Genomic DNA, 14,705 nt, shown 5'->3' with positions numbered 1-14,705 from the left:
GCCCCAGATCGGCTCAGCGTCAGGCTGGACCAGTTATGCGCCCGCCATGCCAATGCAGCAGGCCCCCGCGGCGCGGCTTGATGGCTTTGCTGAACCTTCCGCGCGCATGGAACCGAGCCCGGTGACGCCGGACGCCGAGTTTCCGCTCGGGGTGGCGCGGGCGCAAATGTTCGAGAACTTTATCGTCGCCCAGAACGGGGATTCCCTGGTGCTGGTCGATCAGCACGCTGCCCATGGACGGCTGGTCTATGAGCGGTTCAAGGCACAGCTGGCGTCGGGCCCGGTCCCCAGCCAGGCGCAGTTGATCCCGCTGGTGGTGGAACTGCCCGAGGAAGACTGCGCCCGGCTCGAAGACGCCGCACCGGAGCTGGAACGTTTCGGACTCTATCTCGAACGCTTCGGGCCGCGTGCCGTCGCGGTGCGCGAAACCCCCGCGCTATTGGGCAATACCGACATTGAAGGGCTGGTGCGCGATATTGCCGACGGGCTGGCCGAATGGGATTCCATCGCCGCGGTCAGCGACCGCATGGAGGCCATCATCGCCCGCATGGCCTGCCATGGCTCGGTACGGTCAGGGCGACGGCTCAGGGTCGACGAAATGAACGCTCTCCTGCGGGACATGGAAGCCACGCCGCATTCCGGCCAATGCATCCACGGCCGCCCGACCTATGTCGAGCTCAAGCAGAAGGACATCGAGCGGCTGTTCGGGCGGACGAGGTAGACGTATCTCTAGATGATACGTATTCTTGACATCAAGTTTAGTATCACTTAATGATACGTTCTCAGGTTGCGGATGATTGGATCGTTCAAAGGCAAGTTTGCCGAGCAGGTATCGCGTGGCAGCTGCCCCAAGGGCTTTGCGCCGGATCTGTTGCGTCCTGCGCAACGTAAGTTGGCGGCCTTGATGTCAGCCACAGAGCTTGCCGATCTACGCGTGCCGCCTGGCAACCGGCTGGAAGCGCTGTCGGGCATTAGGGCAGGACAGCATTCGATCCGCATCAACCAGCAATGGCGTATCTGTTTCCGCTGGGTGGATGGACGCGCCGAGGATGTCGAGATTGTCGATTACCACTGAAGGGACATGACCATGGCTATCAGGATCACGCCACCGGTGCATCCGGGGGAATATCTCCGCGAGGAGCTGCTGGAGCCGCTCAAGCTAACGCCCTATGCCCTGGCAGCCCGGCTTGGCGTGCCGCGTACGCGGATCGAGCGGCTGGTGCGGGCGGAAACCGGTGTCACGCCCGACACTGCGCTGCGACTGGGGCGGTTCTTTTCAATGACGCCGGAATTCTGGATCAACATGCAGGGTCTCTACGACCTGACACTGGCCGAAGCGGCTGCGGACGAGGCCTTGCGGTCCATCGAACCGATGACCCTGCCCGCAGCCTGAGCCATTCGGCCTAGGCCTCATGGCCTTCTTGCCTCAAATCGTTCCACAGGAGCGATTTGACCCTGCGGGTCGGTTCGAAGTTACTGAAACACACTCGCGCCCTTGTCGGCGACGCCGACCATGGCGCGGAAGTTGGCGAAGAGTTCGCGGCCCATGCCGAAATGCTGGCTGCGCAGATCTTCGGTGGCCGGGGTGCGGGCGAAGAATTCCTTTTCGTCGCCGAGGAAGGTCAGCGTGCCCGCATTGGCGTCGAGCCGGATCATGTCGCCGTTGCGGATCTTGGAGATCGGGCCGCCATTGACCGCTTCGGGGGTCATGTGGATGGCAGCAGGCACCTTGCCCGAAGCGCCGGACATGCGGCCATCGGTGAGCAATGCCACCTTGAAGCCGCGATCCTGCAGCAGGCCCAGCGCCGGGGTCAGCTTGTGCAATTCGGGCATGCCGAGTGCCTTGGGGCCGGAGAAGCGTACCACGGCAATAAGGTCCCCAGTGAGCTCGCCAGCCTTGAAGGCCGCCTGCAGGCCTTCCTGACCATGGAACACCCGCGCGGGTGCTTCGATGACGCGGTGCTCGGGCTTGACGGCGGAGACCTTGATTACCGAACGGCCGAGATTGCCGCTCAGCAGCTTGAGGCCACCGGTCTCCTGGAATGGCTTGGCCACCGTGGTCAGCACCTTGGGCAGCGCCGATTCCTTGGGTGCGGGCTCGAAGGCCAGCTTGTCGTCGATCAGCTTGGCCTCGACGGTATAGTTGGACAGCCCGTTGCCCCAGACGGTCTTGACGTCTTCATGCAGGTGGCCGCTCTCGAGCAGTTCCTGGATAAGGAAGCCCATGCCGCCGGCGGCGTGGAAGTGATTCACATCGGCCACGCCATTGGGATAGACGCGGGCCAGCAGCGGGGTCGCGTCGGAGAGATCGCTCATATCGTCCCAGGTGACCTGCAGGCCAGCGGCGGCCGCAATGGCGATCAGATGCATGGTGTGGTTGGTGGATCCGCCTGTGGCGTGCAGGCCGACCAGACCGTTGACGATGGCCTTTGCATCAATGACGTGACCGACCGGGGTGTAGTCATTGCCCTGCGCGCTCAACGACAGGGCCCGCACCGAGGCAGCCTTGGTCAGCGCATCGCGCAGCGGGGTGCCCGGATTGACGAAGCTGGCGCCCGGCAGGTGCAGGCCCATGATTTCCATCAGCATCTGGTTGGAATTGGCAGTGCCATAGAAGGTGCAAGTGCCGGGCGAGTGGTAGGATTTGGACTCGGCTTCGAGCAGTTCGGCGCGGCCGACCTTGCCCTCCATATAGAGCTGGCGGACCTTGGCCTTCTCGTCTTTGGGCAGGCCCGAGGGCATGGGGCCGGCGGGAATGAAAACGGCCGGCAGATGGCCGAAGGTCAGGGCGCCGATCAGCAGGCCGGGGACGATCTTGTCGCAAATGCCAAGATAGACAGCAGCGTCAAACATGTTGTGGCTCAAGGCGATGGCCGTGGCCATGGCGATCACGTCGCGGCTGAACAGGCTGAGATCCATGCCCGGCTGGCCCTGGGTGACGCCGTCGCACATCGCCGGCACACCGCCGGCAAACTGGGCCGTTGCGCCCATCTCACGGGCGGCCTGCTTGATGATGTCTGGATAGAATTGATAGGGCTGATGCGCGCTCAGCATGTCGTTGTAACTGCTGACGATACCCAGATTGAGCGACTTGCCGCCGGCCAGTTGCGCCTTCTCGGTGGGCGAGCAGGCGGCAAAGGCGTGGGCCAGATTGCCACAGGAGAGTACGGTGCGGTTGACGCCGGCCTCGCGGGCGGCATCAAGACGGTTGAGATAATCAAGGCGGCTATCGCGGCTGCGTGCCGTGATACGATCGGTAACATCCTGGATGGCCTGACGGACAGACATATCGGCTCCTAACTTTGCAGTTGTCGCGCCTTCAACGAGGAAAAGCGGGACCGCTTTTCCTCAAAAACGCGCCGGGAGCCCTTCGTGGCCAGAGCGGTCAATTGGGGATCGCTGAGGGGACTATGGGCACCAGTAGACGTTGACAGTATGGCCGGACCGCAAGACGGCACGAATGGGCATGTCCTCGATCGGGCCATCTCCCAAAGCAGCGTCAAGAACGGCGGCTTTTTCCTCCCCTTCGATATGAAGGTACAGCCCATCCGCGCGGAGGAGGCGCGGCAGGGTAAAGGTGATGCGCGGTTCGCCCGCGCCTGGCGCACGGATCGCCAGGGTCGGGCCGTCGGCAGTCAGCGCCTCGTCCAGCGTGTCACCGCCGGGAAAGAACGAGGCCGTGTGGCCGTCGCTGCCCATGCCCAGCACGACAGCAGCAAACTGTTCGGGCAGCCCCTCCAGCAGAGCATTGGTGCGAGCGACACCAGCGGCATCGGGCTCATTGCCCCCCGAATAGAGCGGGAAGAACCGCGCCACGGCGGCCGGGCCCTGCAGCATGCGCTCATTGACCAGCAGCGCGTTGGAGCGGTCATTGGTTTCGTCGACCCAGCGCTCATCGACCAGGGTGACGATGACCTTGGACCAGTCGATATCCTTGGTCTTGCCCAAGGCGAGAAAGAAACGGCCCGGCGTCGAGCCACCACTGACGGCAATGGCGGCCTCGCCCCGCGCGGCGATGGCAGCGCGAATGCGATCGGCAACGGCCTCCGCCAATTCCTGGGCGAGGGTCGACTTGTCAGCAAAGCTGCGGCGTTCAATGGTCATGCCCAAATTCCTTCCAAGACAGTCGCTCTTTCGCCCCCCTTGATGGGAGGGACTGAGGCGGGGACCATCAGCGAACCACAAGGCGTCCCCTCCCCAGCTTTGCCAATGCCCATTGGGCCCAGCGTCGCCACCTTCCCCTCAAGGGGGAGGGTGAGCCAGAGCCGAAGCATTAGTTGTCGTCCTCATGCCAGGTGCGGCCGTCGCGTTCGATCAGGGCGATGGCGCCGCTGGGGCCCCAGGTGCCAGCCACATAGGATTGCGGCGCATCGGTCGAGCGCTCCCAGGCCTCGCGGATCGGGTCGATCCACTTCCAGGCCGCCTCCAGTTCGTCGCGGCGCATGAACAAGGTCTGGTTGCCGCGGATAACGTCGAGCAGCAGCCGCTCATAGGCTTCTGGCGTTCGTTCGGAGAACGCCAGGGCAAAGCTCAGATTGAGCGGCTCTTCGCGCAGGCGCATGCCGCCAGGACCGGGATCCTTGATCATCATCATCAGCTTGACGCCCTCATCGGGCTGCAGGCGGATGATCAGCTTGTTGGCCTTGGGCGCGCCCTCGGCATGATCGAAGATGGAGTGCGGGATCGGCTTGAACTGGATGGCAATTTCCGAGACGCGGTTGGCCATGCGTTTGCCGGTGCGGAAATAGAAGGGCACGCCGGCCCAGCGCCAGTTTTCAATTTCGACCTTGAGCGCCACAAAGGTTTCGGTGCGGCTGCCCTTCTTGTCGTCGGGCAATTCGTCCTGATAGCTGGCCACCGAGGTGGTTTCCGAGCTGACACCCCTATACTGGCCGCGCACGGTATTCTTGGCGACATCACCATTGGTGATGGGCTTGAGCGAACGCAGCACCTTGAGCTTTTCATCGCGCAGCGCATTGGCGTCGTCGCTGGCCGGCGGCTCCATGGCCACCAGGCACAGCAGCTGCAGCATGTGGTTCTGGATCATGTCGCGCAGGGCGCCCGATTCATCGTAATAGCCCCGCGTGCCGGCGCCGACGCTTTCGGCCACGGTGAGCTGGACATGGTCGATATGGGCGGAGTTCCAGATCGGCTCGAACATGGTGTTGGCAAAGCGCAGCGCCAGAAGGTTCTGCACCGTCTCTTTGCCGAGATAGTGGTCGATGCGGTAGACCTGATCTTCCTTGAAAATCCTGGCGACGCCGTCATTGATCTCCACCGAGGAGGCAAGGTCGTGGCCCAAGGGTTTTTCGATCACCACACGCGCATCGCGGCGATAAAGCTTCTTCTTGTGCAGGTATTCAGCGATCGGCGCGAACAGGTCAGGCGCGACGGCGAGATAGAAGGCGCGGATCACTTCCGGATCGTCGCGCAGATTTTTACCCAAATCGCCCGAGGCCTCGGGGTTGCTGGCATCGACCGGCACATAGGAGAAAATCTTGATGAAACGGTCGATGACCTTTTCATCCTGATATTCCTTCTCGACGAACTGGACGATGGCGTCGCGCGCCGACTTCTGGAACTCCGCGTCACTGAGCTTGGAGCGCGAGGCGCCGATGATGCGGCTGGTCTCGTCGAACTGGCCATCGTGGAAGCGGTGATACAGCGCCGGGATCAGCTTGCGCTTGGTCAGGTCACCAGTGGCGCCGAACACCACATAGTCGAAGGACGGAACGGGAATGATGCGGCTGGACAATGGGCTAGTCCCTGGTTTTACGGTCGGTTCAGGCGAAATTTTGCTTGGCGAGGATGATCGCGCCATGCAGCGGCTCGTGGCGCGGCAGCATGACGAAATCGCCATAGCGCTTTTCCAGCAATGGGAACAGACGCTGGCCGAAGCCACCGACGATCGCCATCACCTTGGCATTGCGCGCCTTGAACCAGTTCACATAGGTTTCGATGTAGCCAAACTGCAGGTCGAGCATTTTGAGGGCAACCGGGTCGCCTTGTTCAAGATAGTCGCTCAACAGCGGCATGATTTTACCGTATTCGGCGGGGGCACGGCCGATCAACGCATCGTCGCAACCTTCCGAGCCGTCCCGGCTGATGATCTTGAGGTCCATGTCGGCGGCAAATGACCAGGTCATGACCGCCTGATTGTCGCCGCCAAGCATTGCAATCACCGCCCTGGTCAGTGGCGAGGCCGGCACCAGGCCATCTTCGGCTTCCACCGCATAGCGCACCAGTTCGCGCCCCAGAATGGCGCCACTCATCTGGTCACCGATCTGGAAACCCCAGCCACCGGCCTGATGGCGCTGACCATCCACCACCGCCAGGGCGGCCGAGCCGGTGCCGACAATGATCACCGCGCCCTCCTCGCCGGCCAGGGCGCCGGCATGGGCAATATCGATATCGTCATAGACCTTCACCCCGGCGAAGGGCCAGGCGCGTGCGGCGAATTCATCGCGGGCCGAATCCATACGGCCGCCGGCCATACCGAAGCAGGCAAAGGTGTTGGCGGTTTGCGCATAGTCGATGCCGGCAGCCTTGAAGACGTCACGCGTGCCATCCAGAATGGCCTTGTAGGCAGGCGCGCCATCGTCGATCTGCAGGTTGGAGCGGCCATTCTTGACTTCTGCCAGGGTGCGCAGATTCTCATCGGCCAGACGCACGCGGCAATTGGTACCGCCGCCATCAACGCCAAGGTAGTATCTGGTCACGCTCGGAGTCTCCGAAATCAGAAGGGATTCTAGGTGGTTTCGGCGCGGACCATAATGCCAAAGCGGCTAAGACGAAAGTAGGATAAGGCACAAAAAATCCCTGCCAAGTCCAAGCGCTGCATGGCTTGCCGGCGCCGGTGACATGGGCAGGCATTGGGGGACGATTTTGTGGCAATATCAGCGGGAGCAATCAGATGGGAATCTCGAACATGACACGACACGCGCTGGTGCTGGGGGGAGCCCGTTCGGGCAAGACCGCCTTTGCTGAAAGTCTGGCGCTGCGTAGCGGCAGCACGCCGGTCTATGTGGCGACCGCCGAGGTGCTTGACGGCGAGATGCGCGACCGGGTGGCCAGCCACCAGGCGGGACGCGCCGGGCAATTTGCCACCATCGAGGAGCCGCTGGCGCTGTCGACGACCCTGATCAAGGCGGCCCGGAGCCACGACGTCATTCTGGTGGACTGCCTGACCTTGTGGATCACCAATCTGCTGATCGCCGGGGAAAATGTCTCCGAGAAGGTCGAGCGGCTGAGCGATACGCTGGGGCAACTGGACGGGACGCGGGTCATTCTGGTGAGCAATGAGGTCGGGCTGGGCATCGTGCCGGACAATGCGATGGCGCGCACCTTCCGCGATCTGGCCGGCAGCGCGCACCAGCGGCTCGCCGACATCTGCGACGATGTGTATTTCGTCATTGCCGGCCTGCCGATGACGCTGAAGGGTGAACCGCCCATTCCGACCATGGGGCTGCCGCAATAAAGAGCGGCAGGGCTCTCCCATTGCGGCCAGAGGGGCGATGGCGCCGGGACCGCGAAGGCGTGGAGGAATTGACGAGCTCGCCGGCAGGACGACCGGCTCCACCCGGAGGTCTCATAGGCTGCGGCTCAGGCCGCCAGTATCAGCAATGCCAGCAGACTGCTTACCACCAACAGCACGTTGAGGGTCACGCGATAGAGCGTGAGCGCGCGGGTGATGTGGTAGGGACCGAGCCTGGTTTCGCCCTGCCCCATAATTGGCAGATCAACCATCTCGCCATCGTAACTGCGCGGTCCACCCAGCGAAAACCCAAGCGCGCCGGCGAAACTGGCTTCCGGCCAGCCTGAATTGGGCGAGCGGTGCTGCATGGCGTCGCGCTTTGCCGCCCGCCAGGCCCTGGACGGGCTGGCGCCGGACACGAAGAAGCTGGCAATGGTCACCAGAACCGCAGTCAGTCGGGCGGGGACCAGATTGACCAGATCATCGAGCCGCGCGGCCGCCCAACCGTAATCGGCATAGCGCGCATTGTGGTAGCCGATCATCGAGTCGGCGGTGTTGATGGCCTTGTAGAGCGCGATACCCGGCAGGCCGAGCAGGACCAGCCAGAACCAGGGTGCGACCACGCCGTCGGAGGTGCTTTCGGCCAGGGTTTCAATGGCGGCGCGGGACACGCCGGCACTATCAAGCTGCTGCGGATCGCGACCGACAATGTGGCTCACCGCTTCGCGCCCGGCTTCGAGCGAGGTCAGCAGCGCATCGGCCACCGCCTGCACCGCCCGCCCCAGCTCCTTTTGCGCCAGGAAGGGCGTAGCCAGCAGGATTTCGAGCACCCAGCCGAGCGGGATGCCGCGCAGCACCTGTTGCACCATGACCGTTACCACCAGCGTCGCGCCGAGCAGGGCGGCCAGGGCGATAATGCCGCGCGTGCGGCGCTGTTCGGCGGATTGCCCGTCCTTCCACAGCCGCTGTTCGAGCCAGGTGAGCAGATTGCCCATCCAGATCACCGGGTGACCGATCTGGTCGAGCAGGCGGGGAGGATAGCCCTGCCACCGCTCGAGAATCAGGACCAGGGGAGCGATCAATGCGTGCATCATTTCAGCCTAACCGGTTCGGCGAGCGCCACCAGGGCGTCGATATCAATATGCTGTTCGAGGTGAGCAGCCAGATCATCAAGCGTCTGCTCAATGCTGGCTTCATAGGCGAAATCGGGCGCTGCGACATTACCCAGCACGGCGCGACGGAAACTGTCAGCAGCAAAAAGCCCGTGCAGGTAGGTACCCTGTACCAGCCCGTCGGCACTGACGGCGCCTTCGTCGACGCCGCCGACTTGCGCAAAGGGCCGGGCAATGTCGGGACCCTGGGTGGCCCCCAAATGCATGTGATAGCCGGCGATGGTGGCGCCGGATGCCAGATGCAGGGCCTGTTCGACGCGCAATTGCTTGACCGGAGTCAGCACGGTTTGGACATCGAGCAGGCCGAGGCCGTCGCTGACACCGGGCGCCCCCTCGATGCCGTCGGGGTCGGCAATGGAACGGCCCAGCATCTGGTAGCCGCCGCAAATGCCGATGATACGCCCCCCGGCGCGGTGATGGGCCGCAATATCGATATCCCAGCCATTGGCGCGCAGGGCCGTCAGATCGCTGCGGGTGGCTTTGGAGCCCGGGAGGATGATCAGATCGGCGGCGCGCGGGATGGGTTGGCCCGGCGCCACCAGCACGAGATTGACCCCGGGCTCGGCGCGCAGCGGATCGAGATCGTCAAAATTGGCGATGCGCGGCAGTTGCGGCACGGCGATGGTGAAGCTGCCGGACTTGTCCGTGCTGTAGTCTGCCAGCGCCAGCACGTCCTCGGCAGGTAGCTTGTGGGCAGCGGGAAACCAGGGCACCGGGCCGAAGCAGGGCACGCCGGTTCTGTGTGCGAGAAAGGCAATGCCGTCGGCGAAAAGCGATGGATCACCCTGAAACTTGTTAATCAGGGTGGCGCGGATGCGTTTGGCATCCATGGGATCGACCACGGCAAAGGTGCCGACCACCGACGCGATGACCCCGCCGCGATGGATGTCACCAACCAAAATCACTGGAATATCAGCAGCTTGTGCGAAACCAAAATTGGCAATGTCATTGCTGCGCAGATTGACTTCGGAGGCGCTGCCAGCGCCTTCGACGAGAACGACGTCCACATCTGCCGCCAATTCGCGAAAGGCGCCGAGCACTTCGGGCAGCAGCTTGCCACGCTCATTCCAGTAGGTGCGCGCGGTCATTGAGGCCCGCCGCTGCCCTCGCACAACCACTTGTGAACCAGTTTCCAGTTCAGGCTTGAGCAAAACCGGGTTCATTGCGGTGGTCGGGGCGCGCCGCGACGCCCGCGCCTGCAGCGCCTGGGCCCGACCGATCTCACCACCATCGGCGGTGACGGCGGCATTATTGCTCATGTTCTGCGGCTTGAACGGCGCGACCCTGAGCCCGCGATTGGCCAGGGCGCGGCACAGTCCGGCGACCATCAGCGATTTGCCAACGTCCGACCCGGTCCCCATGAACATCAATGCCTTGGCCATGACCGGACTTATGCCGCATCAATGACGTGGGCGTAAGACCCCATCACCCGCCCGATCACCGCGCCCATGGGCGGCATGGCATCACCGCGCGCGTCGGTGGCGGCAAATAGCGGCGGCAGGCGTGACTGCCTGGCCGAGGAATAATGGAATTCGTGGCCGTTCAGATGCCCGGGCCAGGGCAGATCACCGGACTGTATCAGACGGCGATAGCCCAGAATGCGCTTGGGCCGGTCGATGCGTGTGGTTACCGGCAACAGCCCGGCCATGGCGTGGCTGGTGCCCGACTTATCCACCAGCGCCTCGCCCAGAACCATGAAGCCGCCGCACTCGCCATAGAGCAGCGCGCCGCGATCACGGGCCGCCACCAGACCCGCCTTGAACGCATCGGCGGCGGCGAGGGTCGCGCCATGCAGTTCGGGATAGCCGCCGGGCAGAAATACCGCATCGGCATCGAAGGCCGGGGCCTCATTGCGCAGGGGCGAAAAGAAACTCAGTTGCGCGCCCTGACTGCGCCAGCCATCGAGCAGATGCGGATAGGCAAAGGCAAAGGCATCGTCACGAGCAATCGCCATATGCTGGCCCAAAGGCGGCAGGCTGGGTGCGGCGCCGACGTCAGCGTCGAGCGGGGCAGCGATGGCCTGAAACCTGGCGAGATCGACATAGTCGCCCATGGCGGCCGCCGCTTCAGCCAGGAAGCCGTCAAATTCATTGACCTCACCGGGCAGCACCAATCCCAGATGGCGCTCGGGCAGCGCCAGCGCCGGGTTGCGCGGAATGGCGCCAAGGCAAGGGATGCCGGTCGCGGTAAGGGCATCAACCAGCATGCGCTCATGCTTGGTCGACGCCACGCGGTTGAGAATTACGCCCGCCACCCGCACCCCGACCCGCCAATGGGCAAAGCCGGCCACCAGCGGCGCGACCGACTGGCTTTGCCGGTCAGCGTCAACCACCAGCACCACGGGCAGTGCGAGCAGTTCAGCCAGATCGGCGGTGGAACCATTGCCGTCAGCAGCACCATCAAACAGGCCCATCACGCCCTCTACCAGCAGCAGATCGGCGCCTGTCGCCTGGGTGGCAGCCAGATGCTTGATGCGGCGCGGGCTCATCGACCATGGGTCGAGATTGACCGCTTCGCGCAACGCGGCGCGGCCAAGGAAGGTCGGGTCGATATAGTCAGGGCCGGTCTTGGCAGGGGCCACCACGACACCGCGCTGTCGCAAGGCCGCGAGCAGGCCGAGCGTGACCACGGTCTTGCCCGAGCCCGAGCGCGGCGCGGCAATGACAAGGCCGGCGGTCATGACGCCCCGCTCCCTCGAGAGGCGGGATTGAGGGGCGGCAGGTTAGGCGTGCGGGTCCAAACGCCCCCCTCCAGGGAGTGCGGCGACTGGAGCCGAAGCCCCTGAGCGGTGCTCATTTCAGCCAAAGACATGCCTCCGGGCCTCGTCGACATACCAGTCGAGGCTATCGCGATATTGGCTGACTGGCCCCAGCACGACGATGGCCGGGGTCGGCACGTCGCGCAAGCTTCCGGCCTCGGCCAGCGTGGTTTCGATCACGCTCTGCTGCGGGGTGGCCGCATGCGAGATGATGGCGAGACGATCATCGCCGGCCCGTCCTGCAGCAAGCAGTTTTTCGGCAATCGAGCCCAGGTGCTTGACCGCCATGAACATGACGATGACCGGCGCGGCCTGGGCGACCGCGGGCCAATTGACGCCATGCGGCACGGCGCCGGATTCATCGTGGCCGGTGAGAAACATCACCGCCTGATTGGTATCGCGATGGGTGACGGGAATGCCGGCATAGGCCAGGCCGCCAAGGCCCGAGGATATGCCGGGCACGATGCGGAAGGGAATGCCCGCCCTGGCCAAGGTACCGGCTTCCTCACCGCCGCGCCCAAACATGTAGGGATCACCGCCCTTGAGCCGCAGCACGCGCTTGCCGGCCTTGGCCAGAGCGATCAGTTGCAGGGAAATATCGGTCTGCCTGGGCGATGGCTTGCCACCGCGTTTGCCGGCAAAAATGCGCTCGATATGGCGCGGGGCCAGGGCCAGCAACTCGGGCGACACCAGTGCGTCATGGACGATGACATCGGCCTGCCCCAAGGCGTGATAGGCCAGGAGGGACACCAGGCCCGGCCCGCCGGGGCCGGCGCCAACCAGCCAGACACTGCCCGGTTCGAGCGCCGGAAAGTCGGCATTGTCGAGGGCGGCAAAATGGGTACGGCGGCGGGGTTTGCGGATCCAGCCAAACATTAGTGCATCAACCCTTGAGGCGCGCGATGGGAATGGGCAGAGTGGCGCGTCATGAAGCACCGCGTGCAATGAAGATTCTGATCCTGGGCGGCACCGCCGAAGCGCGTGAACTGGCGAACCGTCTGGTCGAGCTGGGGCATGCGGTCACCAGTTCGCTGGCCGGCCGGACACAAAACCCCACTTTGCCCACAGGTGCGGTGCGCCTGGGCGGGTTTGGCGGCGCATCCGGGTTGGCCGATTATCTTGGCAGCGAAGGCATTGAGCGACTGGTCGATGCCACCCACCCCTATGCCGGCATAATGTCGGCAAATGCCGTTGCGGCGGCGGCAGCAAGCGGCGTACCGCTGGTGCGCTATATGCGACCCAGCTGGGACCAGCCCGAGGGTGCGGACTGGACCCATGTCACCACGGCTACCGAAGCCGCCGCTGCGCTGCCGGCTGGCGCCAGGGTGCTGCTGACCACGGGGCATACCGGTCTGGCCGAATTTGTGGGGCGGTCGGATTGCTGTCTTCTCGTGCGCCTGATTGAAGCACCGGCCATGGCGATGCCGCCGCACGCCAGGCTGTTGCAGGATCGGCCGCCCTATGATCTGGCTGCTGAAACAGCGCTGCTGGAGCGCGAAAAAATCACTCATCTGGTCACCAAGAATTCCGGTGGCAGGCAGACGATGGCCAAGCTGGAAGCGGCACAGCAGATGGACGTAAAGGTGATCATGATTGCCCGCCCCGCCTATGGCCCGGCGCTCGAAGTGAGCAGCGTCGAGGCTGCCATCACGGCGCTGGCGCTGAACGGCTGACCGAAACCGGCAAGGTCGAAACCGGGATTGCAGCGGGCAATGGCGCAGGTGGCAAAGGCCGATTTGCGTTTGTACAGTTGCAGCGGCCCCGCCATCGCGGCCACCGCATCGGCGATGCCCGGCACCTCGCCACTGAGATCATCATCGTCAAGCAGACGCAGCGGCATGCCGAAATGCAGTGCGACCGGCAGGAGCACAGGGCTGGCCTGCTTGCGGCTATGGGTGCCGATGGCGGCCAGTTGATCGGGGTGGAGCGCCAGTTCGGCGAGGCACGATTCGATCAGGGCGATGATCTCAGCGGCACTGGCCGCCGAAGCAAAGCCGATACCGGCGACAAATCTGTCTGCTGGGGTGGGAATTGCCCCGAATCTAGCCGTCATAGTCGCCTCTCAACGTGAAGAGGCAGGTTCGCTCAAGACCGTTGCAGCTTCGGGGTTGGTCCCCGATTTGGGTCGACCGCACCGAATTCTGTTTCAGTTCCTTCGTGGGAACTCTGCGCCGTCCGGTTCTAGGCGGGCAGAAGCGCTTGGTCAATCAATGGCTTGGCAGGATCAGCGACCAGATAAGAATGCTTCTGAAAATGATTTGCAAATTCAACGACTTGCACCATGAGATATGGAACGGTATGGGCTTTTGATGAAACTGATCGAGGCTGAACAGTGACCATCACCGCAAACCGGACGCTTGCCATTGCGGCGATCAGCCTGTTGATCGGGCTGATCGTGCTGGGCCTGAAATTCCTCGCCTGGCGGATCACCGGCTCGATTGCGCTGTATTCTGATGCGCTGGAATCAATCGTCAATGTCGTCACCGCCGTCGCGGCCCTGGTCGCGGTGTGGCTGGCCCAGAAGCCGGCCGATGCCGCCCTGCCCTATGGCTATCACAAGGCGGAGTATTTCTCGGCGGTAGTTGTGGGCGTGATGATCATCGTCGCCGCCATGTTGATCGTGCGCGAAGCGGTGTTGGGCTTCATGGCGCCTACACTACCCGACGCCCCGGTCCAGGGCCTTGCCGTCAGCATCGTGGCAACGATGATCAATATGGCCTGGGCCTATGTGCTGATCCGCCATGGACGATCGGTGCGCTCGCCGGCGCTACAGGCCGATGGCAAGCATTTGATGACCGACGTGGTCTCAACGGCCGGCGTGGTAGTCGGCCTGGTGCTGGTCTATCTGACCGGCTGGGCCGTGCTGGATGCCATCCTGGCGGCGCTGGTGGCACTGAACATATTGTGGTCGGGCTGGGCCGTCATTCGCGACAGCGTTGGTGGCTTGATGGATGTTGCCGTGCCCAAGGACATCCAGCACACGATCCGCGAAGTCATCGCCAGCAATGCCGAGGGAGCCATCGAAGCCCATGACATCCGCACAAGGCAGGCCGGCAAGATGACCTTCATCGATTTTCACCTGGTGGTCCCCGGGACGATGCGCGTGGATGCCGCGCATGAAATTTGCGACACCATCGAGGCCAAGCTGCGCGAGGCGGTTCGCGAGGTGCAGATCACCATTCATGTCGAACCCGAAGACAAGGCCAAGCACTCGGGCATTGTGGTGGTGTAGCTTTGCGGTGCGTAACCCGCTGGCGAGGATTTCGAATCTCGACAACTCGGTTAAAATCACCTCGTCAAC

14 protein-coding genes and 1 pseudogene are annotated in these 14,705 nt (G+C 63.5%); 6 read left to right on the top strand and 9 right to left on the bottom strand.

The window, feature by feature from the left end; genetic code table 11:
• The 3 genes and pseudogenes from Q8O80_RS19810 to Q8O80_RS19800 all read left to right on the top strand — a co-directional run.
• A pseudogene (locus Q8O80_RS19810) lies at positions 1 to 721 on the top strand (DNA mismatch repair protein MutL); the annotation flags it as partial.
• 72 nt (positions 722 to 793) lie between these two features.
• Entirely contained in the window at positions 794 to 1,075 is a 282-nt protein-coding gene (locus Q8O80_RS19805; RefSeq protein ID WP_305582528.1) for a type II toxin-antitoxin system RelE/ParE family toxin, read from the top strand.
• A gap of 12 nt (positions 1,076 to 1,087) precedes the next feature.
• Entirely contained in the window at positions 1,088 to 1,393 is a 306-nt protein-coding gene (locus Q8O80_RS19800) for a HigA family addiction module antitoxin (protein WP_305582526.1), read from the top strand.
• 80 nt (positions 1,394 to 1,473) lie between these two features.
• Here Q8O80_RS19800 and edd read toward each other — a convergent pair whose 3' ends face one another.
• The 4 genes from edd to Q8O80_RS19780 form a co-directional block, all read right to left on the bottom strand.
• Entirely contained in the window at positions 1,474 to 3,288 is a 1,815-nt protein-coding gene (edd, locus tag Q8O80_RS19795; protein ID WP_305582524.1) for a phosphogluconate dehydratase, read from the bottom strand.
• Positions 3,289 to 3,408: 120 nt separating this feature from the next.
• Entirely contained in the window at positions 3,409 to 4,104 is a 696-nt protein-coding gene (pgl, locus tag Q8O80_RS19790; RefSeq protein WP_305582522.1) for a 6-phosphogluconolactonase, read from the bottom strand.
• 169 nt (positions 4,105 to 4,273) lie between these two features.
• A complete protein-coding gene (gene zwf / locus Q8O80_RS19785; RefSeq protein WP_305582519.1) occupies positions 4,274 to 5,755 on the bottom strand; it encodes a glucose-6-phosphate dehydrogenase in 1,482 nt (493 codons plus the stop codon).
• Positions 5,756 to 5,783: 28 nt separating this feature from the next.
• Complete coding sequence (locus Q8O80_RS19780; protein ID WP_305582517.1) at positions 5,784 to 6,719, bottom strand: BadF/BadG/BcrA/BcrD ATPase family protein; 936 nt, start codon at positions 6,717 to 6,719, stop codon at positions 5,784 to 5,786.
• A 209-nt stretch (positions 6,720 to 6,928) separates the two neighbouring features.
• Here Q8O80_RS19780 and cobU point away from each other — a divergent pair, with 209 nt between their 5' ends.
• Positions 6,929 to 7,477: a bifunctional adenosylcobinamide kinase/adenosylcobinamide-phosphate guanylyltransferase gene (cobU, locus tag Q8O80_RS19775; protein ID WP_305582515.1), complete on the top strand. Its 549-nt coding sequence runs from the start codon at positions 6,929 to 6,931 to the stop codon at positions 7,475 to 7,477.
• A gap of 125 nt (positions 7,478 to 7,602) precedes the next feature.
• Here the strand turns inward: cobU and cbiB are convergent, their stop codons facing one another.
• The 4 genes from cbiB to cobA form a co-directional block, all read right to left on the bottom strand.
• A complete protein-coding gene (gene cbiB, locus Q8O80_RS19770) occupies positions 7,603 to 8,565 on the bottom strand; it encodes an adenosylcobinamide-phosphate synthase CbiB (RefSeq protein WP_305582531.1) in 963 nt (320 codons plus the stop codon).
• On the bottom strand, positions 8,565 to 10,028 hold the full coding sequence (locus Q8O80_RS19765) for a cobyric acid synthase (RefSeq protein WP_305582513.1): 1,464 nt from the start codon (positions 10,026 to 10,028) through the stop codon (positions 8,565 to 8,567). Before Q8O80_RS19765 ends, cbiB begins: the two co-directional genes overlap by 1 nt.
• An 8-nt stretch (positions 10,029 to 10,036) precedes the next feature.
• Positions 10,037 to 11,326: a cobyrinate a,c-diamide synthase gene (locus tag Q8O80_RS19760; RefSeq protein ID WP_305582511.1), complete on the bottom strand. Its 1,290-nt coding sequence runs from the start codon at positions 11,324 to 11,326 to the stop codon at positions 10,037 to 10,039.
• 117 nt (positions 11,327 to 11,443) lie between these two features.
• A complete protein-coding gene (cobA, locus tag Q8O80_RS19755; protein WP_305582509.1) occupies positions 11,444 to 12,280 on the bottom strand; it encodes a uroporphyrinogen-III C-methyltransferase in 837 nt (278 codons plus the stop codon).
• A 68-nt stretch (positions 12,281 to 12,348) separates the two neighbouring features.
• Between cobA and Q8O80_RS19750 the strand changes: the two genes are divergently transcribed.
• A complete protein-coding gene (locus Q8O80_RS19750) occupies positions 12,349 to 13,077 on the top strand; it encodes a cobalt-precorrin-6A reductase (protein WP_305582507.1) in 729 nt (242 codons plus the stop codon).
• Here Q8O80_RS19750 and Q8O80_RS19745 read toward each other — a convergent pair.
• Positions 13,011 to 13,457: a cobalamin biosynthesis protein gene (locus Q8O80_RS19745; protein WP_305582505.1), complete on the bottom strand. Its 447-nt coding sequence runs from the start codon at positions 13,455 to 13,457 to the stop codon at positions 13,011 to 13,013. The two genes, Q8O80_RS19750 and Q8O80_RS19745, sit on opposite strands and share 67 nt — an antisense overlap.
• A 285-nt stretch (positions 13,458 to 13,742) precedes the next feature.
• Between Q8O80_RS19745 and Q8O80_RS19740 the strand changes: the two genes are divergently transcribed.
• Positions 13,743 to 14,636, top strand: a complete 894-nt coding sequence (locus tag Q8O80_RS19740) for a cation diffusion facilitator family transporter (RefSeq protein ID WP_371136245.1) — start codon at positions 13,743 to 13,745, stop codon at positions 14,634 to 14,636.
• Positions 14,637 to 14,705: the final 69 nt, after the last annotated feature.

This window comes from Devosia sp., from assembly GCF_030689745.1.
Classification (GTDB): Bacteria; Pseudomonadota; Alphaproteobacteria; order Rhizobiales; family Devosiaceae; genus Devosia; species Devosia alba.
The sequence above is the reverse complement of the archived record's forward strand: the minus strand, read 5'-3'. Positions and strand labels throughout refer to the sequence as shown.